The organism is Paenibacillus sp. FSL F4-0100 (genome assembly GCF_037993005.1).
Taxonomy (GTDB): Bacteria; Bacillota; Bacilli; order Paenibacillales; family Paenibacillaceae; genus Paenibacillus_AQ.
The window spans coordinates 510,063-533,993 of sequence record NZ_CP150303.1 but is presented as its reverse complement, the minus strand read 5'-3'; the positions used below and the strand labels follow the sequence as shown (position 1 = coordinate 533,993).

General features: G+C 51.1%; 22 protein-coding genes. 11 read left to right on the top strand and 11 right to left on the bottom strand.

The window, feature by feature from the left end:
* Positions 1-125: 125 nt before the first annotated feature.
* On the bottom strand, positions 126-1,085 hold the full coding sequence (locus tag MHH48_RS02365; RefSeq protein WP_071219137.1) for a LacI family DNA-binding transcriptional regulator: 960 nt from the start codon (positions 1,083-1,085) through the stop codon (positions 126-128).
* Between the two features lie 232 nt (positions 1,086-1,317).
* Complete coding sequence (locus tag MHH48_RS02360; protein WP_076322452.1) at positions 1,318-2,229, bottom strand: EamA family transporter; 912 nt, start codon at positions 2,227-2,229, stop codon at positions 1,318-1,320.
* Positions 2,230-2,353: 124 nt separating this feature from the next.
* Here MHH48_RS02360 and MHH48_RS02355 point away from each other — a divergent pair, with 124 nt between their 5' ends.
* A complete protein-coding gene (locus tag MHH48_RS02355) occupies positions 2,354-3,211 on the top strand; it encodes a LysR family transcriptional regulator (RefSeq protein WP_076322453.1) in 858 nt (285 codons plus the stop codon).
* A gap of 72 nt (positions 3,212-3,283) precedes the next feature.
* Here MHH48_RS02355 and MHH48_RS02350 read toward each other — a convergent pair whose 3' ends face one another.
* The 4 genes from MHH48_RS02350 to MHH48_RS02335 all read right to left on the bottom strand — a co-directional run bounded on the left by MHH48_RS02350 (position 3,284) and on the right by MHH48_RS02335 (position 6,973).
* Positions 3,284-4,108, bottom strand: a complete 825-nt coding sequence (locus MHH48_RS02350; protein ID WP_076322454.1) for an alpha/beta hydrolase — start codon at positions 4,106-4,108, stop codon at positions 3,284-3,286.
* 17 nt (positions 4,109-4,125) lie between these two features.
* Positions 4,126-4,632, bottom strand: coding sequence for an SRPBCC domain-containing protein (locus MHH48_RS02345; protein ID WP_076322455.1), 507 nt, complete (start codon positions 4,630-4,632; stop codon positions 4,126-4,128).
* 76 nt (positions 4,633-4,708) lie between these two features.
* Positions 4,709-5,041, bottom strand: a complete 333-nt coding sequence (locus MHH48_RS02340) for a metalloregulator ArsR/SmtB family transcription factor (RefSeq protein WP_076322685.1) — start codon at positions 5,039-5,041, stop codon at positions 4,709-4,711.
* 282 nt (positions 5,042-5,323) lie between these two features.
* On the bottom strand, positions 5,324-6,973 hold the full coding sequence (locus MHH48_RS02335; RefSeq protein ID WP_076322456.1) for a glutathione ABC transporter substrate-binding protein: 1,650 nt from the start codon (positions 6,971-6,973) through the stop codon (positions 5,324-5,326).
* 160 nt (positions 6,974-7,133) lie between these two features.
* On the opposite strand from MHH48_RS02335, the gene nikC reads away from it, so the two are divergent.
* The 4 genes from nikC to MHH48_RS02315 all read left to right on the top strand — a co-directional run bounded on the left by nikC (position 7,134) and on the right by MHH48_RS02315 (position 11,734).
* The gene (gene nikC, locus MHH48_RS02330) at positions 7,134-8,030 is read left to right on the top strand and encodes a nickel transporter permease (protein WP_076322457.1); all 897 of its coding nucleotides are present in this window, start codon (positions 7,134-7,136) and stop codon (positions 8,028-8,030) included.
* Between the two features lie 19 nt (positions 8,031-8,049).
* Positions 8,050-8,973: an ABC transporter permease gene (locus MHH48_RS02325; protein ID WP_076322458.1), complete on the top strand. Its 924-nt coding sequence runs from the start codon at positions 8,050-8,052 to the stop codon at positions 8,971-8,973.
* Between the two features lie 746 nt (positions 8,974-9,719).
* On the top strand, positions 9,720-10,733 hold the full coding sequence (locus tag MHH48_RS02320) for an ABC transporter ATP-binding protein (RefSeq protein WP_076322686.1): 1,014 nt from the start codon (positions 9,720-9,722) through the stop codon (positions 10,731-10,733).
* Positions 10,730-11,734, top strand: coding sequence for a dipeptide ABC transporter ATP-binding protein (locus MHH48_RS02315; RefSeq protein WP_076322459.1), 1,005 nt, complete (start codon positions 10,730-10,732; stop codon positions 11,732-11,734). Before MHH48_RS02320 ends, MHH48_RS02315 begins: the two co-directional genes overlap by 4 nt.
* 130 nt (positions 11,735-11,864) lie before the next feature.
* Here the strand turns inward: MHH48_RS02315 and MHH48_RS02310 are convergent, their stop codons facing one another.
* The 4 genes from MHH48_RS02310 to MHH48_RS02295 all read right to left on the bottom strand — a co-directional run bounded on the left by MHH48_RS02310 (position 11,865) and on the right by MHH48_RS02295 (position 16,140).
* Positions 11,865-13,184: an FtsW/RodA/SpoVE family cell cycle protein gene (locus tag MHH48_RS02310; protein WP_076322460.1), complete on the bottom strand. Its 1,320-nt coding sequence runs from the start codon at positions 13,182-13,184 to the stop codon at positions 11,865-11,867.
* Positions 13,185-13,501: 317 nt separating this feature from the next.
* Entirely contained in the window at positions 13,502-14,824 is a 1,323-nt protein-coding gene (locus tag MHH48_RS02305) for an FtsW/RodA/SpoVE family cell cycle protein (protein ID WP_076322461.1), read from the bottom strand.
* A 1-nt stretch (position 14,825) separates the two neighbouring features.
* Positions 14,826-15,155: a helix-turn-helix transcriptional regulator gene (locus MHH48_RS02300; protein ID WP_076322462.1), complete on the bottom strand. Its 330-nt coding sequence runs from the start codon at positions 15,153-15,155 to the stop codon at positions 14,826-14,828.
* Between the two features lie 448 nt (positions 15,156-15,603).
* A complete protein-coding gene (locus MHH48_RS02295; protein WP_076322463.1) occupies positions 15,604-16,140 on the bottom strand; it encodes an NAD(P)H-dependent oxidoreductase in 537 nt (178 codons plus the stop codon).
* A gap of 163 nt (positions 16,141-16,303) precedes the next feature.
* Here MHH48_RS02295 and MHH48_RS02290 point away from each other — a divergent pair, with 163 nt between their 5' ends.
* From MHH48_RS02290 to MHH48_RS02265, 6 genes are all read left to right on the top strand, one after another.
* Positions 16,304-17,005 carry a dihydroorotate dehydrogenase electron transfer subunit gene (locus MHH48_RS02290; RefSeq protein WP_076322464.1) on the top strand — a complete coding sequence of 234 codons (702 nt, stop codon included), beginning with the start codon at positions 16,304-16,306 and terminating at the stop codon, positions 17,003-17,005.
* The gene (locus MHH48_RS02285; RefSeq protein ID WP_076322465.1) at positions 16,986-17,918 is read left to right on the top strand and encodes a dihydroorotate dehydrogenase; all 933 of its coding nucleotides are present in this window, start codon (positions 16,986-16,988) and stop codon (positions 17,916-17,918) included. Before MHH48_RS02290 ends, MHH48_RS02285 begins: the two co-directional genes overlap by 20 nt.
* A 155-nt stretch (positions 17,919-18,073) precedes the next feature.
* Complete coding sequence (locus MHH48_RS02280; protein ID WP_076322466.1) at positions 18,074-18,982, top strand: FMN-binding protein; 909 nt, start codon at positions 18,074-18,076, stop codon at positions 18,980-18,982.
* A 49-nt stretch (positions 18,983-19,031) separates the two neighbouring features.
* Positions 19,032-20,915 carry an FAD-dependent oxidoreductase gene (locus MHH48_RS02275; protein ID WP_076322467.1) on the top strand — a complete coding sequence of 628 codons (1,884 nt, stop codon included), beginning with the start codon at positions 19,032-19,034 and terminating at the stop codon, positions 20,913-20,915.
* A gap of 119 nt (positions 20,916-21,034) precedes the next feature.
* Positions 21,035-21,472 (top strand): hypothetical protein, encoded by a 438-nt coding sequence (locus MHH48_RS02270; protein ID WP_076322468.1) that lies wholly within the window; start codon positions 21,035-21,037, stop codon positions 21,470-21,472.
* A gap of 31 nt (positions 21,473-21,503) precedes the next feature.
* A complete protein-coding gene (locus MHH48_RS02265; RefSeq protein ID WP_076322469.1) occupies positions 21,504-22,508 on the top strand; it encodes a polyprenyl synthetase family protein in 1,005 nt (334 codons plus the stop codon).
* Between the two features lie 610 nt (positions 22,509-23,118).
* On the opposite strand, the gene MHH48_RS02260 is transcribed toward MHH48_RS02265, so the two are convergent.
* A complete protein-coding gene (locus tag MHH48_RS02260) occupies positions 23,119-23,910 on the bottom strand; it encodes an energy-coupling factor transporter transmembrane protein EcfT (protein ID WP_076322470.1) in 792 nt (263 codons plus the stop codon).
* Positions 23,911-23,931 lie beyond the last annotated feature (21 nt).

Sequence of the window (23,931 nt, the reverse complement as noted above, 5' to 3'; positions counted from 1 at the left end):
GTTTACAAACCAATCATAGGGCGGTTTACCTAGAATGTCAATAAAAATTGTACGCGTTTTCATAAAAATACTAAGTAAAAAAACTAGTAAAATTCTTGATATTTTACTAGTTGAACTCATAAAGTTTATCTCACCGTTTTTCTCCACTGAATGGTGGCATTCAGCTTAAAAGGCTCCCTGCCCGTTGTGCCCTTGATCATCTCGAGCAGCTCCTTCGCCGCCAAATAACCGCTTTCATAACGCGGGATTGCAATCGTGGTCAAACCGGCCATCGCCGCCGCATCCGAATTATCGAATCCGGTGATCGAGATATCCTCCGGGACCCGTATTCCGTTCTCTTCCAAAGCTTTGATCGCGCCGAGAGCCATATTGTCATTCGCACAGACCAGCACTTCCGGCAAGGCGTTGCTCAGGATCAGAATTTTGGCCGCCTGATATCCGCTTTCCTCGCTGTAATCGCCATGAAAGTAATTACGGCGGTCAAACACGATGCCATTCTTCGCGAGCGTATCCATAAATCCGGCGAACCGCTCCTTGTGATCCAGGGTAAACTCCAAGCCGCCAATGTATCCAAAATTCGTAAACTGTTTATCCACTAAGGCCTGGACCATTTCACACATCACGGGGTAGTTGTCCACGATCACGCTTTTGGTGTTGGCGTACTCATTATCAATAATCCGATCCATGAGAACGACAGGGAACTGCGGCGTGGCTACCGAGACTAAATATTCGTCCGTCATGTTCCGATCGAGGCTTATGGTACCGCTTGCAAATTTACTGCGCATAAAATTGGTGCTGGATTTATTCGTACAGATGATAAGATCGTATCCATTCTCCGTCAGGCAATGGCTGATCCCCTTGATGATCTTTAAATAATAATCGCGATCAAAGTCGCTGAAGACAAATATAATCGTGTTGCTTTTATCGGATTTGGTTGACTTATGCGGAAAATAGCCGTGCTCCGAGCATAATCTCAGCACCCGCTCCCTCGTCTCCCGCCCCACGTTCTTACGCCCGTTCAGCACGTTGGACACTGTAGACACCGAGACATCCGCGAGCTTTGCAATTTCCTTCAAACCACTCATGAATCCTATCCCCTCTCCAAGGCGTTAGTAAATTTAATATAACATGGATTTATTTTTAATAAAATTTACTTATTTTGTTTGGACGAGGTTTTCCTAGGAACATCATCCTTGTTATTGCTTCTCATGATACCTGTTCAGACGAGAAAACCTTTGTTCGCCATAGCAAAAAACAGGCCACACGAATCCATTCGCTGTGACCTGCTAAATCCAAATTTATTAGATTTCTTGCCCTTTATACGGTACCGCACCGTTCCCTGATCGCGAATGGATCTTTTGTTTTGTCTACTCGTCTAGGCCGATTCACCAGATAAATGCCAAGCCCGATACACACTGTGCCGGCCAAGGTATACCAATGCAACTGCTCGCCTAATATAAGCCATCCGGATAATACACCGAACACGGGAATAAGAAACAGATACACGTTGGCTTTATTGGGATCGCTATTGCGCAGCACATAATACCAGGTGACGAACTGGGCAATCGAGCTCATCAGAATCATCCAGCCCAGAACAAAGAGTTCCTTCACGATCTGGGACGAATCCAATACAAAATGCGGCTGTTCCAGCAGCGGACTTGCGATGAGCAGAAGGATGCCTCCGATCAGCATCTGATAGGCAGCCATGACCCAAGCGTCAAACTCCTTGCCCCAACGGGAACTTAGCAGCGTCGCCATGCCCCAAGCCATCCCTGCGCCCAGCGCAAACCAAAATCCGCTCTGCATTTGCATCTCCAAGCCTTGCGTAATGCACACGCCGATAAAACCGATGATCACACCCGCCCACTGAAGAAGACGGTACCTTATACCGAAGATCAGGAAGCTGAACACGATGAACCAGATTGGGTTGCTGGAGGACAGAACCGAGGAGCTGCCAGAGGATATCGTCTGCATGCTCAGGTAGATGCCACTCATCACGAGTGCCGATTGAAACAGCCCGATCGTTGCCAGCTTCAGCCAGGCAGCGCCGCTCTTGGGATGGGGCCGTCTTACAATGAAGGGCAGCATCAGAAGTCCCGCTCCCACAAACCGGATCGCCAGCAGCACGAATGGGGAACCGAAGGAGAGCGCAATTTTGCCGATCGGGAAGTTAAGTCCAGCGACCAGCATCGTAAATATCGTCAGAAACAGCATACGCGGTTTGCTCATGCCATGAATTCCCCTCTCCTTAACCAAGTGTATCCTCAGTTTATTCCGACCTTCATATCATGTAAAATAATTAAATAAGATTCGAACCATCACTGTGAATGATGGATATAAGGAGGTTCCTAAGGTGGAGAGTGGGGATCTGAAAATATTCCAGGCTGTTGCCCGTGAAGGAAATATAACCAAGGCTGCCGCCAGCCTAGGTTACGTGCAATCGAACGTGACCGCTAGAATCCGGCAGCTTGAATCCGAGCTGAACACGCCTCTGTTCTATCGGCTCAGCCGCGGCGTTGCCTTAACTTCGGCCGGCTGTAATCTGCTCAAATATGCCGATCAGATTACGCGTTTGCTTGACGAAGCCGTGAAATCGACGCAATTCTCGGAAGAACCGTCGGGTCCGCTGCGGATCGGATCATCGGAAACCACAGCCGCGGTACATCTACCCGGTATCATGCTGGATTATCATAGACGGTATCCTGACGTGAAATTGTCATTAATTACAGGCCATAGAGCTGACTTGATTCGAGCCCTGAACGAGTATGAACTGGACGGGGCGTTTATCAGCGGGCCTCTGGATTACCCGGACTTTGACGAAATCCGGGCCTTTGACGAGGAGCTTGTTCTCATCTCGGAACCGACTGAGGCTGCGCTTCGCGATTTGCTCACCAAACCGCTGCTGTTCTTTGGCAAGGGCTGCTACCATCGTGAACGGTTGGAGCAATGGCTTCATGAAGAGAACGTGGGACCCATGAATATTATGGAGTTTGGTACGTTGGAAGCCATCATGGGCGGTGTGGCCGCCGGGCTGGGTATCTCGCTGCTAACGCGGTCTTCCGTTAAGGACTGGGTGGATGCCGGGAGATTGCAGGCTTTCCAAATCCCCGAGCGATATCGCAGCTCCAAGGTCCATTTTGTATTCCGGCGCGACCTGTTTCGCACCAGCGCCTTTAATCATTTTATTGAGCCGTTTAAGAAGACCGAATAAATACTTCGACCGGAACGGGAACAAAGAAACCGTGGCCCTAAGGGTCACGGTTTCTTGATGAGAAAGGAACACTTATCTCGGTATTTGGTCTGCCGAAGGCTGCAGAAAACCCGACACCTCAGGAGCCAGCACTTCCGGCGCCATCACGACGGCAGAATGGTCCTGACCAGGCAGCATCCGGTGCTCGCACTGAGGGAGCAAGTCGACCAATGCGCTAGCGGCCCCATGGAACATGGACCCGCTGTTCTCGCCCGTCATCACCATGACCGGGACATCGACATCCCAGCGATCCGTTGGCAGCGGTTGACCGGATTGCGTGCTCCCCATAATCATGCCGTCATAGGCCAATGTATGCGCCATGCCCTCCATGACTTGCCAAGAAGGATCTGCCTTCATGAATTCGATATATTCCGCGGGGATCCCCAGCGCTGCTGTCATGAAATATTCTACGGCTTCGCTGCGTCGATTCTCGGCCATCAGTGCATTCAAATGCTGCACGTATTCTGTCGGTACGGGTTCGCGGCTATCGTCAATGATAAACGGCGGCTCATATAAAAACAGTTTTCTAACTTTGCTGCTTCCGAGTCTGCTCGCCGCATCCAGAGCCAGAACAGCGCCCGAAGAACTTCCGAATACATACGCGCTCCCGCCCGCCTCCTGGATAAGGGCATCGATATCTTCGACCTCACGTTCAACGGCATACGGAGCCGTATCCGCGCTACTGCCCCGTCCCCGCCGGTCATGATTGTAGACGGTGAATTGTTCAGACAGAAACTCCCCAAGACGCGTTGTATCGTTGTGATCCGAAGCTGCAGCAGCTACAAGAATAATAGCTGGACCAGTCCCTTTCTTTTCATAAAAAATTCGGGTACCGTCATTCGACATTGCATAACTCATGGTCATCACTCCTTTTATTATCCTGTTATGTACAAGCTAATTTCATTCTCAAACCGTTCCAGCGTATCCGTGTATCCTTCTACCATTCCCATGCCTTCCGCAGCTTCCAGTTCCTCTGCACTCGCAAAATGGGTAATGATGCATAGCCTGGTCCCTTCCCCGGCCTCTTCAAACGTAACCGAAGTCAACATGTCGCTGCCTGCTACGGGGTTCCAGTTCGGATCCGTGAATGTGTCCGTATATACGAGCCTTGATAACTCCGTCACTTCGGAGTAGGTCGCCTTGCAAAAGACTTCTTCCCCTTCTCCTGCCTTATCAGGAGCCAGCCTGTAGCGCCATACGCCACCCGGTCTGACATCCATCTCATATACCGTGGCATTCCAGTTCCTCGGCCCCCACCAGCGTTCGATGTGTTCCGGCTTAGTCCATCCCTGCCAGGACAGCTTCAGAGGGATGGTTACGATACGTTCCACGGTTAGCTTCCGCTGCTCCCGGTCTTTCTTGACAATGGTCGTCCTGCCCATGTGACTTCCTCCTGTTTGTGAAATCGGCTCTGCATGCAGAGCCGTATCTTCCTGTGGATCTAGCAAAAAAGTTGAATCAACTCTCCTTTCCGTTGAAGTCGCTCATATAGTCCTCGAACTTGTCGAGTCGCTCTTCCCACAATCGACTGAACGAATCGAACCAGACGTCCAGCTCCTGAAACGGCTGGGCTTCAAGACTATAAATGCGCTGCTGTGCGTTCTTACGGACTTTCACCAGCCCGGCCTCGCTCAGTATCCGCAGATGGCGGGATACTTGGGGCTGGCCGATTCCCAGAATCTCTACGATGTCGCTGACCGATCTCGACCCTTGCTTTAAAAGTTCAATGATGTTGAAGCGGTTCGGCTCCGAGATCGTGAACAGGGTTAATTGCATAGCTGAAGTATTCATGGTTTTAATATACATCAATTCATATATACATGTCAACGTATATAAGGATCTGTTTTTTGATTCTTTTGACGTGATAAATGTGACATCACCTCAATTCCTTCCGCTCGCAAGCTGTATGATCATCTTGATGCCAACGAGCAAAGATAATGAACCATTGCTGTCAACCCTATCTCCTGTCCCAGCACTCGAACAACATCAAAAAAAGAGACCCCCTCATAGGGGCCTCTTGATGCATATCTCTTATATCATGACGATTCAAAGCTATAAAGCTTTCAGACATCCTTATGGCTGAATGGACACTTGATGCAGCTGCATGATGCCGTTCGGATGCCGCCAGAAGCCCTCGACCTTGCTGCTGACACCGTTTAAATACTCCTGATGATGGATATACAGCATCGGCGCTAACTCAACCAGCTTCTCTTGCGCCTGTTTATAGATAAGCTTGCGTTGTTCAGGATCGTTCTCTTTACGCCCGGCATCCAGCAGTTTATCCAGTTCCGGATCCTTCGTGAAGGTACGGTTACCCGGCTCCCCTACATTCTTGGAATGGAATAACTCATACATGCCATAGTCGGCATCAGCCGTTACCGTGGACCAGCCGAGGATAAACATATCATGCTTGCCTTCTGCGGTTTGAGCCAGGTATGCGCCCCATTCGACCACTTCGATTTTGACTTCAACATTCAATTCCTTCAGCTTGGATTGTACGTACTCGGCGACCTTAATCCGTTCCGGATTATCATTGGTCCAGATGGTCGTTGAGAAGCCACCCTCGTATCCGGCCTCCTTCAACAGCTCTTTGGCTTTGTCGATGTTATGTTCGATCGGCTTAACGGTAGCATCATAGCCGTTCACGTCCGGTGCCAGCGGACCAACAGCAGGAATTCCGGTGCCTTCGTAGATGCCCGAGATGATTTCATCCTTATTGATGGCCATCGACAAGGCCTGCCGTACTCGCACATCGTTAAACGGCTTTTTGTCGTTGTTAAACCCGATATAAGACAAGCTCAGCGAAGCCTGACGGTTCAGAGACATGCCGTCAGTGCTCTCAATGCGGCTGATGCTGCTCGGCGACACCGGATCGATAATATGCGCATAGCCGGTTTCCAGCTCCGCGATCCGCGTTCCCTCTTCGCTTACGACTTTGAACGTGACCCGTTCAACCTTCGCTTTATCCCCCCAATAATCGGCATTCGCAACCAGCTTCACTTCCTGTCCGGGGTTCCAGCTCTCTAATTTGAACACGCCCGTGCCTACAGGGTTCTGTGCCAGATATGCGCCTCCCTTCTCGCCTGCCTTCACCTTCTCGTAATCCAGCTTGATGGCTTCGGCACTAATCATGCCCACCGCAGAATGGGCCAGATGGGCAAGCAGCGGCGAGAAAGCATACTCGGTCACAAGCTGCACCGTGTATTCGTCAACGACTTTAACCTCTTTAATCATGCCAACAAGCGACGCGCGTGGAGAAGCAACCTCCGGATCCTGCATACGATCAATGTTGGCTTTGACCACCTCTGCATTGAATGGAGTGCCGTCCGTAAACTTCACGCCTTGTCTCAGCTTGAACTCCCAGGTCAATTCATCGATCGCTTTCCAGCTCTCGGCGAGCCCCGGCTGAATATTCAGATCCTTATCATGAATCACCAATGTGTCATAAATATGCGTTGTCATTACGCTCGTTTGCTGGTCCGTCGACATATGAGGGTCCATGGATGGCGGATCAGAAAGCCAGGCAATCACAAGCTCATTTGCACCGGTATCGTCCGTTCCTTTGGGAGGATCCTTGGCCCCCGGCTCCGGAGCTGGCGTATTACTGCCGTTTGGCGGGGTTTCAGGGTTACTGCTCTTGCTTGGACTGCCGCACGCCGAGACTATTACGGTAAGCATGACCAGGATGCAGACAAGCCACTTTAATCTTCTATTACCTGTCATGTGAAACAAACTCCCCCTTCTCAATCAAAATAGGAAAATATTTTATGCACAGTTAACATATATTTTACTATTTGATATTTATACCAGTAGAAGCCAGATTTACCTCACGTTTCTACGACACCAATGCTGACATCCAAACTTGGAGAAAGGATGATTTCACGTGCCTAACATGACCGCTGATGCCAGAACACATGAATCGCTACCTAGTGGTACCCGTCTCGTTCAATGGAAATCTTTCTACCACCGTCTGAAGAAGAACAAAGCGGCCTTATTCGGGGGGTATTTTCTCCTGCTGATGATTCTTGTCGCAATTTTCGGCCCCCTGCTCACCCAGTATGATCCGACCAAAGTGGATTATTCTACGAAACTGCTGAAGCCGTCCGCTGACCATTGGTTTGGTACGGACCACAACGGGCGAGATATTTTCACCAGGATTATCCACGGCATGCGTCTTACGCTCTCGGTCGGTTTTATCTCGGTCATCATCGGGGCAGCCTTTGGTGTCGTACTCGGAATCATATCCGGATATTACGGAGGTAAATGGGATGCACTCATTATGAGAATGACCGATGTCATGCTGGCGTTTCCCGGCATTTTGCTGGCATTGGCGGTTGTCAGCGTTCTTGGAAAAAATCTGTTCAACGTGATTATCGCCGTCAGCATCTTCTCGATCCCCACCTTTGCCAGAGTCGTGCGCGGCTCGACGCTGGCCGTCCGCAAGCTCGAGTATATTGATGCCATGCGTTCGCTGGGCGCGAGCGATGGACGAATCATCTTCGGGCATATTTTGCCGAATATCACATCCCCTATCATCGTGCAGGCTACACTGCGGATCGCTGTTGCTATCCTGACCGCCAGCGGCTTGTCTTTCCTCGGTCTTGGCGCACAGCCGCCGACGCCGGAGTGGGGAGCCATGCTGAATGATGGGCGCAACTATATTATGGATCACCCCCATGTTGCCCTGTTCCCCGGCTTGTCGATCGTGTTCGTTGTTATCGCATTTAATCTGCTGGGTGACGGCTTGCGGGATGTCCTTGACCCGAAAATGAAAAAATAATGAAGGGAGCTGCCGGGCCATGCTCATCTATTCCATTCGAAGGCTAATTCAGACGTTACCTGTTGTCATTGGCGTTACCATTGTCGTCTTCCTGCTGATGCACCTCATTCCGGGAGATGCGGCGCAGGTCATTATCGGGGAAGGGGCGCCCAAGGAGCAGGTGGAGAAGATCCGTGAGAACCTGGGATTAAACGATCCGCTGCCGCTTCAGTATTGGAATTACGTCAGCGGTTTACTGCAGGGAGATTTGGGAGATTCGATCCGCAGCAGCCGCCCCATCGCCGATGAAATATTCAAAAGCCGATTCTGGATCACCGTCGAGCTTGCCATATACTCTACGATCCTGGCTGTATTTCTCGGCATTCTGGCCGGCATCATCTCCGCCGTCAAAAAAAGCTCGCCCGCCGATATCGGCGTCATGTTCGTTGCCCTGTTCGGACTATCGATGCCGAATTTCTGGCTTGGGCTCATGCTGATCCAATATTTTGCCGTGGATCTAGGCTGGTTCCGTCCCTCCGGCTGGGGCACGTGGTCGCAAACCGTCCTTCCCGTGATCACGCTCGGGACAGGCGGCGCCGCGATCATTGCCAGAATGACCCGTTCCAGCATGCTGGAGGTCATCGGCCAGGATTACATCCGCACCGCTCAAGCCAAAGGCGTCCGAGAGCGTGTCATCATCTACCGGCATGCCCTGAAAAATGCCATGATTCCCGTCATTACCGTCATCGGTCTAGAATTCGGCGGCCTGCTAGGCGGGGCGGTGCTGACCGAGTCCGTATTCGCCGTCAACGGCATGGGACGGTACGTCATCGACTCGATCCGGGCGCGGGATTTCCCGGTCGTACAGGCAACCGTGCTTGTGCTCTCGATCATGTTCGTGCTTGTGAACCTGCTTGTGGACATCTCCTACCGATACTTCAACAAGCGCATTGATTTCGATTGATTGGTGAGTTTTAGCTGTGGGATTAGTGTGGGATTTAGTGTGAACTCTACATTGTGTGGCAAGCGTATGGATTAGTATGATCTACAGTTTGGTTCAAGTGGACATACGATCCGCTATTCACCGAAAATCGAGCTATTTGGGAGCCAATCCGGACACATGATCCGTTAATGTACCCAAAATCACGAATGTAGCCAACTATTTCTCGCAATAACGTATCTCATGTCCTCGTACTTCCACTAACATGCAGAAAATAAAGTAATAGCGGAACTACAGTCCTCAAATATCGCTAATCCAGACGAATCTAGCTGATTTTGAGTCCATGTGGACATACGATCTACTATTTGCTTCAAATCATTCCTTTTTAAAGTCCCCGCGGACACAGATCTGCTACTTTGCTGCAAAAACGAGCTGTTTGGGAGTCATGCGGACACACGATCCGCTATTTACCGAAAATCGAGCTATTTGGGAGCCAATCCGGACACACGATCCGTTAATGTACCCAAAATCACGATTTTAGCCAACTATTTCTCGCAATAGCGGCTCTCATGTCCTCGTACTTCCACTAATACGAAAAAAATAAAGTAATAGCGGAACTACAGTCCTCATACATGCTAATCCAGACGAATCTAGCTGTTTGGGAGTCACGCGGACACACGATAAGCTATTTACCGAAAATCGATCCATTTTGGAGTCCATACGGACGCATGATTCCAAGACCAATTGAAAGCGAAGGGAGCTTAGACAAGATGGAACAGCACACATCAAGTTTGCTTACGATCAAGAACCTGCAAACCTCTTTTTTCACCGAACTGGGCGAAGTGAAAGCTGTGGATGATATCAGCCTTACCGTACGCAAGGGGAAGACGCTCGGCATCGTGGGCGAATCCGGTTCAGGCAAAAGCATACTGTCCCTCTCCATCCTGCGGCTGATCTTTCATCCGGGACGAATCGTCGGTGGCCAAATCCTATATAACGGTGTGAATCTGCTCGAACAATCGGACCGGCAGATGCGCAAAATAAGGGGCAATCAGATCTCGATGATCTTCCAGGAGCCGATGACATCGCTCAATCCGGTCTTCACCGTCGGCGATCAGATCGCGGAGGCCTACCAAATCCATGAGAATCTGAGCAAAAAACAAGCGATGGACAAAGCCGTCGAGATGTTGAAACTGGTCGGCATTCCTTCCCCGGAAAAAAGAGTCCGACAGTACCCTTTCCAGCTGTCCGGCGGTATGCGCCAACGTGTCATGATTGCCATGGCGCTGGCGTGCAATCCGGATCTGCTCATTGCAGACGAGCCGACCACAGCGCTTGACGTGACCATTCAGGCTCAAATTTTGGAGCTGATGAAGGAGCTGCAGCGGAAGCTGCAGATGTCGATTATTTTTATCACCCATGATCTGGGCATCGTTGCGGAAACCTGCGATGAGGTAGCGGTCATGTACTGCGGAAAAGTGGTGGAGTATACCGATGTGCGCACCCTCTTCAAGCATCCGAAGCACCCCTACACCATCGGCCTGATGAACTCGCTGCCGCGGCATGATATCGATAAGGAAACGCTAGAGCCGATTAAAGGCTCTGTTCCAAGCCCATATGACCCACAGGACGGCTGTCGCTTCGCCCCCCGCTGTCCCCATGCAGCCAAGCTGTGCTATGACAAACTGCCGGAGCTTCATGTGCTGGATGATAACCAACAAGTCAGGTGCTGGAAATACACCGATCAATGGGAGCTGGAAAGCGAGGTGAACGTTCTGTCATGAGCAAAGAGTTGTTAACCGTCAAAAACCTCAAGCAGTATTTCCCGATCAAGGGCGGCATCCTGGGCCGTGCCGTCAACTTCGTAAAAGCTGTGGATGATATTTCATTCTCCGTACATGAGGGAGAAACTGTCAGTATCGTGGGCGAATCCGGCTGCGGCAAATCAACCACGGGCCGGGCTATCCTGAGGTTGGACGAACCAACCGCTGGAGAGGTGGTGTTCGAAGGCACCGATCTGCTTTCCCTAAATAAAGCGCAGATGAACCGAAGGCGTAAAGACCTGCAGATGATTTTTCAGGACCCCTATGCTTCGCTGAATCCTAGAAAAACAGCGCTGCAAGTCCTAGAAGAAGCGATGGACATTCAAAACGTCGTTCTCAAGAAGGATCGGCGGGGCCGGGCCATCGAACTTCTGGAAACGGTGGGCTTGGCCGCCTATCAAGCCAATCGGTACCCGCATGAATTCAGTGGCGGACAGCGGCAGCGGATCGGAATTGCTCGCGCCTTGTCCGTGAATCCCAAGCTGATCATCAGCGATGAAGCGGTCTCTGCGCTTGACGTATCTATCCAGGCACAGGTGCTCAATCTGATGAAATCACTGCAAACCGAATTCAAGCTGACCTATCTGTTTATTTCCCATGACCTTGGGGTCGTCCGGCATATTTCCGACCGGATTATCGTGATGTATCTGGGAACGATCGTGGAAATCGCGGATAAACATTCCCTCTTCCGGCACCCACAGCATCCTTACACCCGCGCTCTGCTGTCGGCCATCCCGACGCTGGATCCCGAGCGCAAGAAGGAACGCATCATTCTCAAGGGAGATGTTCCGTCCCCGATCAACCCGCCTTCCGGCTGCCGGTTTCATACCCGCTGCATGTATGCCACGGATTTCTGCCGGTCCGAGGCCCCGTTGCTTCGGGAAGTCGATGAGCGCAGAGGCCATCAGGCGGCCTGCCACTATATCGAAGAAATCGCATCCGGTGCGCTGGAGAAGGTGTAACTTATACGCCACCGAACCGGATAACGACACCTCTCTATAAACGAGAAAAAAGCGAGAATCAAGCTCTCGCTTTTTCTTTTGCAAAACTTTATCCTGCTAACCGGAATTGAAAGATGATCTTCAGCCTCAACTAGGCCACCTTCATAGGAGCCGCTTCTCCCACCTCGCTTGGAATCATGTTTTTACGTCTGTAAATGGAGAGGAGCAGGCCGACTGCTGCCATGTCCAGGATTTGGTTCATCCCGCTGTAAGAGAAGAAGGGTGGATCCAATGTAACCCTTGGAAGAATGCCGAGCCCCATGAGTAGCGGCCATAGCAGCCGAAATCCAAAAACAACGATGAGTAATGCAGCGATATACTTTGCATAAGAATCCCTGTGGACCGTAGAAATATTCCATATTCTAACGAGAAACAGCAGAATCAGTACGCCAACTACGATCCCGAACAACCAGCCGAAGCAATAGATGAGGTATGGAAACACGTTATCATAAAGGACATATGGGATCTTCGGTGTAGCTTGACCAAAACCTTGCCCAAACCAGCCTGCTGCTTGGATGGCATCTGCGTTATTCCCCATATACCACATTTCTTTGGCTGAAGGGTTCATAAATTCTCTCCACCGTAACAGTAAATGATCCGTCCGGGTGCAGAGGAAAATAGCTAATCCTGCAAATGGCAGCGTGGAAATCATAGCAAATTGTTTCAAGCTTTTACTTGTTCTCCATGTCAAAACCAGGAACCCGATCACATAGATGTAGGTGTATATAATAGAGCTACTTATGCTATAGAGAACCACAGGCAGTACTCCTCGATAGAGGATGTTCAATACCGTCTCCCACCGTCCCCACTGGCTGGCAGGCTTCATCCCTGCCAAAGCGAGCAGAAGCGGTATCAAGGAGAAAGTGATCATATTGACTCCAATGGGACCTATGTTGATATAGGCAGTTCTCCTATCGTGCAGTTGTCCATATACCAATGAAATGACCATTAGAATAACAATAAGGAAAAACACAGGGGCCGAGTATTTCTTTAGCTTTCGATAATCCAGAAAATAAAAACCTATCAGGAATAATACTCCGATTCCGAAGTAAAACAACTTCCTCTCGACTAGGCTAACGGAATACCTTTCATCCGCGTAATAAACACTCACCATGCCAACCAGTCCAATGATTAGGAACAGGGCCAGCATAACGAGCAGCTTCCAATCCAACTGAGGCCGATGAGCCAAATGCAGGCTTTTGCCGATATCCCCTGGATCCCCCATTTGTTTCACCGCTTCCTGCACGGCTGGCTCCTCCGCATTGCCCTCCAGCATCAACAGTTTGGCCCGATCCTCAATATGACCCAGCAGTTCCTCTCGAATCTCGGGATGCATTTGCCTCGTGCGCACTTGCTTGCACACACGGTCCAGAAATTTCCGGACAACCATATACTCCTCCATTTGCCGCATGTGGTTCCTCCTTGACAAGGATATAAATTATCGTTTGAATTTCATGAATTTGATGGCATAGCCTCGAATATAGATAGGGGTTTTTAGTTAAAACATGAATCTTTTTACAGTAAATTACGATAAAAAAGATAACTCCCCTCAAGATGGGTGCTGGTGCTCAATCATACCTCGGATGAACATCCGTGATTTATTGAATCCCGTTCCACCCGAGCCAATCCGAAGAGAGTTATCTGGTCATCTATGAGAGTTAAAAACAGTAGGTGTTGTACGATAAGTCTGTTCGATAAAAAAATAAGCTGCCTAGGTCGGCCATTCCGCTAAGCCACCTTCATCGGGGCCGCCTGCCCCACATCGCTTGGGATCATGTTTTTGCGTCTGTAGATGGAGAGGAGTAGGCCGACCATGGCAAAATCCAGCATGTTGTTGACGCCGCCATACGAGATAAAAGGAAAGTCCAGGCTGATAACGGGGACCATACCCAATCCCATAATGATCGGCATGAGCAGGCGCAGGCCCAACACAACGATGACACCTGTCACGATATTTTTCCCGTAGGAATCGTGAAGTACATTGGATATACTCCACACTCTGGCTAGGAACAAAAGAACGACCATTCCAACCACAATGCCAAACATCCAGCCGAAGCAATATATCAGATAGGGGTATATGGAGTCGCTATAAACGTACGGGATTCCCGGATTCGCTGCAGCAAAGCCTTGACCGAACCAACCGGCAGAAGAAACGGCATCCGCGATGACCCGCATGAAATAACCACCGTCCCCCTCACGGTCTGCGAGCCCCTCAAATCTCCACATGAGGTATATTCTTTTTGTAAACAAGATATAGGCCAATCCAATGAACGGCAGCAGCGTTAGCATCGCAAATTGTTTAATATTCTTTTTTTTCGTCCAGGTCAGTATCAGGAATCCTAGCAAATAGATGAACATATATACCATCGAACCGCTCATACTGTATAGTACGATCGGCAGCACACCCCGATACAGGATGTGGAATACACTTTCCCACACCCCCCACTGAGTCGCAGGCTTCATGCCTGCCAAGGAAATCAGGAGAAGAAAAACAGATGCTACACCGAGCATTGGGATCATGATTGGACCGAAATCCAGGAATATCGTTAGTCCATTGAAGTCAACACCCCGAATCAACGTAAGTGCCATCAGGCAAAGCGTGATAAAAAACAAAACCCCAGAGTATTTCTTAAGCTTTCTGTAGTCCAGGAAATAGAAAGCGATGAGAAGAATCAAGCCTATACCGAAGAACACAACTTTTCTCCCAAACATATCTGTGATCTTTTCTGTCCCTGCATAATCCACACTCAGTGCCCCGAACAATCCAATGAGCGAGAGCAAGGCCAGCAGAACGAGCAGCTTCCAATCCAACTGAGGCCGATGAGCCATATGCAAGCTTTTTCCGATATCCCCCGGATCCCCCATTTGTTTCACCGCTTCCTGTACCGCCGGCTCCTCCGCATTGCCCTCCAGCATCAGAAGCTCCGTCCGCTCCTCGATATGGCCGAGCAGCTCTTCGCGGATTTCCGGATGCATGGCTCTTGCGCGTACCTGCCTGCACACCCGGGTCAGGAAGTCTTGAACAACCTTGTATTCTTCAACCGGTCGCACGCTAGCTTCCCTCCCCGATGACCGTATCCACCGCCGTACGGAATTTGACCCACTCCTTGGTCTTCTCTTGGAGCTGCTCCCTGCCGCGCTCGGTAATCCGGTAATATTTCCGTTTGCGTCCATCATGCTGGCTCCAGGAGGAATCCAGCCAACCTTCCGCCTCCAGCGTGTGCAGAATCGGGTATAACGTGCCTTCCTTCATCAGGAACACCCCATCCGAGCTTTGCTCAATCTCCTTGATCAGCTCGTACCCGTACATTTCCCGCTTGTTCAACACGGTAAGCAATAATATGACGGTGCTGCCTTTCAGCAGCTCTTTGTTAATGCCCATTCCTCTATCACTCCAATACCTAGATAATCTATGTATCGTAAATCTATGTATATGAGTATAAAATATGCGTCTCCACAATGCAACGAATGTTTTCGGATTATATAGCGATTCATGCATCTACCTTCTAATCAACAAATCGTAGCGCTCGTCGCACCTACCTTTCTATGAGAACAGCAGCGTAGCCTATAAACAGAAGCACAGCAGTCCCAGAGGAATTTCCCCTGATCGCTCGGAATCCACAGAAATTTTCCAGTACACCGAAAAGCCCGGCAGCTACTACCGCCAGGCTAATTTAACAGCGATTCAGTTTTTCCTTTTCACGAATGGATAAACACGCTTGAATCGTTCATGATTTCGCGTGGAACAACATGCCTCTGGAAAACGGCCGAATTCGTGAATATTAATTCGAACCATCACTTCAGCAGCTGCACGCTTTCAATAGCAACCCTTACCTGGATCTCACCACTCCTGTAACGTGCAACGCAAAATCCTCCGCATGACGCCGCAGCTCTTCATCCGTCAGCTGCATGGCATTATGAACAGTAAATATCGGTAAATAAATCGCGCCTACCAGGCTGGCCGTCACTTCATAGGGCCGGGTCAGCTCTTCCACCGTGTAGCGGTTGTATCCTTCGCTGCCGTAGGCCTCCGCGGCTCCGCCGGTCGTAACGGCTACGCCCCACTCTTTTCCCTGGAGCTTGTCTCCGCCCGGACCATACGCCCATCCGAAAGTTAGCACCTCGTCGAACCAATGCTTCAAAAGGGGCGGTGAACTGTACCACCAGAAAGGGAATTGAAACACGATGCGTTCATGCTGGAGCAGCAATTGATGCTCGGCCTCGATATCGATATGTCCATCCGGATAACGCTGATAGAGGTCATGCACCGTCACCTCATGATTATGTCTCACCGTCTCGGTTAGTTCGCGATTGATCCGTGATCCCTCATGCAGACCCGGATGTGCAACGATGACCAGTGTTCTCATGTATGATCCCCATCCTTTTTTGTCTCGTGTATGTATACAAAAGGTATCAAGCCCTGACAACGCCCGAATATGAGAAATGTCACAGGTAGCGTTATCGGTCTATGATACTGTATCAAGGAACATAGCGGGCGGAAAAAGTACGCCAAGGGAGGAGAATGAGAACGTGGCCCTTGTTATTCAAAATGTCAGACTGGCCCATCACATATATCGACTTACCGTTCAAGGCAGTTATTCGGCACGAATGGGACAGTTCTTCATGCTTCGCTGCTGGGATACCTATCCCGTGCTGTCACGACCGATCAGCGTTCATAACCTGACGGAGGACTCCGTTTCCTTCTTGTATCGCGTGCAGGGAACCGGTACATGGCTGCTGTCGGCGCTTCAAGCGGGTGACAAGATTCAGCTGGAAGGACCTTTCGGGCAAGGATTCCCCAAGCCCCAAGGCCGGACGGCACTGGTAGGAGGCGGCATTGGTGTAGCCCCGCTGCTGCTGGCAGCTAAGGAAATACCCGAGGCCAACGTATATCTGGGATACACCAGCGTACCTTTCGGAGTCACCGGATTCCACGAGATCAGCCGCAATGTCACCGTCAAATCCGGCGGAACCATTGTAGATGCAGTGGACCCAAGCCGCTATGACACGATATTCGCATGCGGACCGGTTGGCATGATGCACAGTCTGGCCCAAAAAACGGAGAGTACTAACGCCAAGCTTCACGTCGCCATCGAGAAGCGAATGGGCTGCGGCATCGGGGCATGCAACAGCTGCACGTTAACCTCCGCTGGCGCAAGCCGCAAGGTATGCACCGACGGCCCCGTATTTCCGGCGAAGGAGGTGAACTGGAATGATCTCCATCGATTGTGAACTGGCGGGCGTCCCGCTGGCGAATCCGATTTTGGCGGCATCGGGCACGTTCGGATTCGGCAAACCGTATGCGGATCTGTATCCGCTTCGCAAGCTTGGAGGCATTGTCTCCAAAGGACTGACCCTGACTCCACGAATCGGCAATTCTGGAACAAGGCTTTATGAAACGCCATCCGGCATCATGAACAGCATTGGCCTTGAGAATCCGGGCATCCACGCTTTTCTGGAGCATGAATTATCCGAGATGACCTCACACGGGGCTGCAGTCATTGTCAATCTTGGCGGCGGCACCATACGGGAATATACGGAGGGCGCCGAGCTGCTTACCGAAGCCAGCCTCAAGTTACGGTCATCCGGCAAACGAGCTGTCGACATGATTGAGCTCAACATCTCCTGCCCCAACATCAAGGAAGGCGGGCTGGCCTTCGGCGTTGAGAATGAGCAGGCTCAAGAGGTGGTTCGCGCAGTCCGGAAAGCGACCACGCTGCCTCTGCTTGTTAAACTCTCTCCCGGTGCAAGGGATTTAAAGGAAATGGCCCGCATGTGTGAAGCTGAAGGCGCTGATGGTCTTTCGCTCATCAATACGATCCAAGCGATGGCGATTGATATACGGGAGCGACGAAGCGTATTTGACAGAGCCTACGCCGGGCTGTCCGGGCCGGCAATTAAACCGATCGCGCTCCGCATGGTCCATCAGGTGGCACGGTCGGTATCCATCCCGGTCGTTGGAATCGGCGGCATCAGCAGCGCCGAGGATATCCTCGAATTCATCATGGCAGGCGCCGCTGCTGTACAGATCGGGACCTACAATTTCATCAACTTGCGGGCCGGTGATACCCTGGCCGAAGAATTGATTGAATTGATGGAAAGCGAAGGCATCCATTCGCTGGATGACATTCGAGGCATTATCTGACCTATGATCCTTCATATAAATCAACAGGATCACCTCGAACATGAAGCACCGACACTATTTGTGATTTTTTTCACCGATAACTATTCTTTTTAAGAATAAAATGAACTCAAGAACAATATTTGTGAAGTAATTCACAAAATTAGGAGGAAACCAGAATGAAAAGGACACTCTCTCTATCCCTCTCCGTCATGTTGATGTTTGCGCTGCTTGTCGGCTGCGGAGGCAACGGTGACAATGAGCCGGTTAATACGGACAAACCAGCAGAGAGCCAAAACACGGATAACACAAGTAATGCGGAACAGCCTGCACAAGAAGGAACCCTGCAGGACGGCTTATATTACGCTGAAGGCGAGTTTGCCGAAGACTCCGGCTGGAAAGAACTCGTTGCGATTAAGGTCGAAGGCGGCAAGATCGTCAGCGCCAACTGGAACGGGCTTCATAAGGACGGCGGCTTGGACAAAAAGACATTTTCCGAAAAAGGCTTCTACGGTATGAAGGAAAAAGGCGGCGCTCAAGCAGAATGGCATGAGCAGGCAGCTAAAATGGAGGAATACCTGGTGGCTCAGCAGTCGGTTGAAGGTTTGACCTTGAACGATGAAGGCCGCACGGATGCCGTGTCCGGAGTATCGATCCATGTCAACGGATTTACGGAACTGGCAGCAAAAGCGCTGGCGGCGGGACCTGTTGAAGCAGGACCATACAAAGACGGCAGCTATCACGCAGAAGCGGCAGATTTCGACGCTAATTCCGGCTGGAAAGAAACCGTCGACGTTACCGTTATTAACGGCAAGATTGCCACGGTTAGCTGGAACGGCGTTCATAAAGACGGCGGTACCGATAAAGTTACCCGTTCCAAATCCGGTGAATACGGCATGAAGAACGGCGGAGCTCAATCCGAATGGCATGAACAGGCGTATCAAGCCGAGCAGTATTTGATTGAAAAGCAAGATCCGCAAGCAATCGTAACGGCTGAAGACGGCAAAACCGATGCCATTTCCGGTGTGTCGATCCACGTCAGCGGATTTGTAGAGCTGGCAACGAAAGCACTCGAAGGCGCCAAATAAGCACAAGAGCGATAGATATAAGACAACTATTCCTTGAGGGGAGATTCGCATGAAACAGATTATCGTGCTGGGCGGCGGATATGGCGGTATACTTACCGCCAAGAAGCTGGCTAAACGACTGCGCAAACAGAAAGATTTGCGGATAACACTCATCGACCGCAAGCCGTATCATACACTGCTGACCGAGCTGCATGAAGTGGCCGCGAATCGGGTCGAAGAAGATTCCATCAAAATCGATCTGAAAAAAGTGTTCTCCGGATTCCGCAATGTAGACGTGGTGCTGGATGAAATCGGCGGCATTGACTTTGACGGTCAAACACTCCGTGGAGAGAAACAAACCTATAACTATGATTATCTGGTCATCGGAACAGGCAGCAAGCCAACCTTCTTCGGCATACCGGGCGCAGATCAACACGCCTTTACCTTATGGTCGTATGATGATGCGGTCCGCTTGAAGGAACATACCCTGAATATGTTCCGAAAAGCAGTACTGGAGCGCGACCCGCAGGTCCGCAAAGAAATGCTGACCTTTGTCGTGGTCGGCGGTGGATTCACCGGGGTCGAAATGATCGGCGAGCTGGCCGAATTCACTCAACAATTATGCAAAGAGTTCTACGTCGATCCAAGCGAGGTTACACTTCATGTCGCCGACATGGTCGACAAGATCCTGCCGATCCTGCCCGAACCGTTAATCCGCAAAGCCGAGAAACGGCTGCGCAAAATGGATGTCAATATCATCACAGGCTCGAAGATTACAGAAGTTAAACCGGACGGCGTTACCGTCGGCGGCAATGACATCAAATCCCGTACGGTTATCTGGACCGCGGGGGTTGAGGGTTCCGACGTAGTTGGCAATATGGATGTCGAGCAAAAAGGCCGCAAGCGTATTTTGACCAACGACAAGCTTCAAGTTCCTGCCCATCCGAACGTTTATGTCGTCGGGGACAATATTTTCTACATTCCTGAGGGCGCGGCTGCACCCGTACCTCAAATGGTAGAAAATGCGGAACTCGCAGCCCCAGTCATCGCACATAACATTGTGGCTGAACTATTGAACAAACCGATGAAATCCTACAAACCGACGTTCCACGGAACGATGGTCTGTATCGGCAGCCGCTACGGAGTAGCTAACGTGGGTGTTCCTGGCCACATGTTCAGGCTCAGCGGCTTCATGGCTATGCTGGTCAAACATATGATCAATATGCTCTATCTGTTTCAGGTTTGCGGCTTCAACAAGGTATACCATTACCTGCTGCATGAATTCTTCCATGTTCGGAACAATCGCAGCTTCGTGGGGGGACATTTTGCCAAACGGTCTCCGAATTTCTGGCTCGTTCCGCTGCGGATTTTTGCCGGATGGATGTGGCTCTCTCAGGGATGGGATAAAATCCACAAGATTATTGAGGATCCGAATAAGGTGTTCCTTATTCCTGCCAAAGCAGCCGATGGCGTAAGCGCAGCGTCTGCTGCCGGCGCCGATGCTGCCGGAGCAGCCGGAGCTGGAGCGGCTGACGCGGTCTCCGCCGCCTCCGCTTATACCGCAGAAGCGGTATCCGCCCTGCCGGTTCCGGGTTTCATGAAATCCATTGTCGATTGGTCGATGGACCTGATGTTTTACACCGGCGACGGCGGCTATACTTCGCTCGCCTATGTGTTTCAGACCTCGATGGTCCTGGCTGAGCTGATCGTCGGCATCCTGCTGATCGTCGGATTGTTCACGGCACCTGCAGCCGTAGCTAGCGTTGCCATGGGCGCGATGGTTTGGGTATCAGGTATGGCACCTAACGAAATGCTGTGGTATCTGGCAGCTGGGATCGCCTTAATCGGCGGATCGGGCAGCACGTTCGGACTTGACTACTATGTATATCCTTGGCTGAAGAAGGTATGGAAACGAATTCCGATCGTAAGGCGATGGTACGTGTATACGGACTAATCCTTCACCATTCGAGAGAATCGGCTTGTCTTATCATGCTTGCCGATTCGGTTCATAGGCCGTTCTGCCGTCATTCACACTCTTAATCAACACGAGCCTTCCGGAAGGAGTCAATAACGATGGATATGAAGCTATTACAGGATACGATCGACCTGCTTCGGTCGCATATCGATTCCGGAACGGATATCGATTGGATGGAGATGGATAACAGGCCGGTGAGGGACATTGCCGATATGCTCAACGCTTATGAACTGGCCTATTCCCGGAAAATGACGGTGCTGGCATGCTGCATCCTGATTCATTCCGCTCTAAGTAAGCACGGCAAGCTGCAGGCACAGGACAACGAGAGATTGACGCGCATGCTGCTGGACGGCGATTATTTAACCGGGCTTATGTACCGGATTGCCGTCAAACGGAAGGAATGGAAGCTGCTGTCCCGGCTTCTCCCCTTTCATAAACGCATGCAGCTGAATCTAATGAAGAACGTTTCACCCGAAACCCTGCTTAAAGAGCTAAAGCGCGAAATCCGCAGCTATCTGGAACAACGGAGCGCGTAAGGAGCCATCTGGGAAAGGAGCGATGATGCAAATGAACATTCATAACCAAATGGGAGTGGATCTCGCTTCCTTCGACAATCTGCTCCGGGAGGTGGTCACCTCAGACCGTGACCTCACTCCTCCCTCTGTTGTGCTGAGCAGCGTCATAGATCTCATTGACGCCGGCGGCAAGCGGCTGCGTCCGCTCATGGTCGTGCTCGGCAGCCGTTTCGGGGAAAGCGGGCATGATCCAGCCGTAATGAAAACCGCCGTGCTGCTTGAATATTTACACATGGCCTCGCTGGTACACGATGACATCATCGATCAATCCGATATGCGGCGAGGGCTACCGACCCTGCATGAAACCACGGATGTCCAGACGGCCGTGCATATCGGCAATTACATGATTGCCCGTGCCATCGAATGGGCCGCAGGTAATCCGAATGACGAGTCAGACAGGAGTAGTGATGGCGTCTCCGAGGAGGATGCTTACCGGTTAGCCGAACTTGCGGCTCTGGTAACCGAGCTCTGTATGGGAGAATACGATCAGCTGCACCACCGCTTTAACTATGAACTGACGCTGGAGCAGTATTTGGAGAAAACGCGCTGCAAAACCGCCCTGCTGATGGCCCACTGCCTGAAAGCGGGCGCGGAAGCAGCCAAAGCGGATGCGAGAACCGCTGAACGGCTGTTTCAATTCGGGGAGTCGCTCGGCATGGCATTTCAAATCCGGGATGACCTGCTCGATTTCACGAAGCCCAAGGAGGCCATCGGCAAGCCGGCTGGCGCAGACCTGCGAAATGGCAACATTACGCTGCCGGTGATTTACGCCCTCAACGATCCAGCCCTTGCACCTGGAATCAGACAGCTTGGCCCCCACTCTGCGGCGGCTGACATGAATGAAGTCATCTATCGCATTGCCGCAAGCAGTGCCATTGAGCAAAGCGAGGCGCTTGCCCGATCGTATGCGGAACAGGCTCAGCGAATGATCGGCGACTTTACGGATCATCCGGCCCAGCATGATTTGCAGGTCCTGCTCCATTATTTTCTGCCCTAAAGACATGAATCCATATACTCAAAATGAACAGGGATGCATCCATGATGGATGCATCCCTGTTCGATTATGAAAGGATATTGCAGAACATGTCCTGTATGCGGAAAAGCTTGCAGACCGATCCGACGGAAAAAGCGACTACCTGCTGAATCCCGATACGCCTCTTTCGCATATGTCCAGCATGAAGGGAATCCGGCAGTCCGTGGATCAGGCCTACCAAGGGATCGAGCCGACGAATACGCCGATGCCGATGCATTAATGCGGATGAGGTGATGGAGCTCTATACCGGAGTGGATCAACGTTTCGAGGATGAAGAATACTATAGAGTAGAGAATTACAAGAATGGGAAACTCGTTACCGCAAAAGACGTGACGGAGAATGGACGGTTTGCTGGGATCGTTCAAGGGAAAATCAATAACAATAAACATGTCTTGCAGCCCTATCTGGGTGAATTCTCAAAACTATTAACAGACATTGGAAACGAATCAGAGCCAACAAGCTGCAGCAACTCGTCCACGAGTGTTTGTGAAGCCTTCCCTATAAAATTCAAGTAAAATAACCGCATTCAGTCCTTAAGGATTGACTGCGGTTTTCATTTCCTTCAAGCCCCAAACTACAGCAGCGCGGCTGCGGCCACAGGCAGCAGGAACAATGCAACAAACAGCGTGTCCGCCCGCTTCCATACAGATGCCCTGAATCTGCTTCGCGGCGCACCCAGCCGGTAGCCTCTGGCTTCCATGGAATCGGCAAGTCCGATGGCGCGCCGGAACGCGCCTGTCGTAACAGGCACCAGCAGGGCAATAATCAGCCGCGCCTTCTCCTTCAGCGACCGCGACGACAGGTCCAGTCCCCTGGACTGCTGTGCCTTCCACAGCCGCTCCGCTTCCTCGAAGATGGTCGGAATGAACCGGAGGGCAATGCCGAGCATCAGCACCAGTCGATCGGTCGGCACGCCGATATAGGTCAGGGGCCGCAGAAGGCTGCCGAGCCCCTGGGCCAGCTGCTCCGGCTGGGTCGTGAAGGTCAGCACCGCCGCCAACATGATGAAGAGCGCCATCCGTGATGCGGACACGATGCCTTTTTCCAATCCGCCGGTATACACCTTGAACGCGCCCACATCCAGCAGTTTCCCGCCTCCCGCGTCATAGAGAAGATGAAATACCAGGATGAACAATATTAGGAACATCAGCGGCTTCATGGCTCTAATGAAATAACGGTACGGGATTCTCGTAGCCCGGATCACCGCCGCAGTGAACAGCAGCAGCGCTAGCACCCCCATATATCCGTCTACCAGGAACACGGCTACCATAAAGAGCGGCATGGCAGCCGTCTTGGCACGCGGATCCAGACGGTGAACCCATGAATCACCTTCCATATATCGGCCCAGGATGATTTTTCGCTTCATCCATGCTTCCTCCTTTCGCCT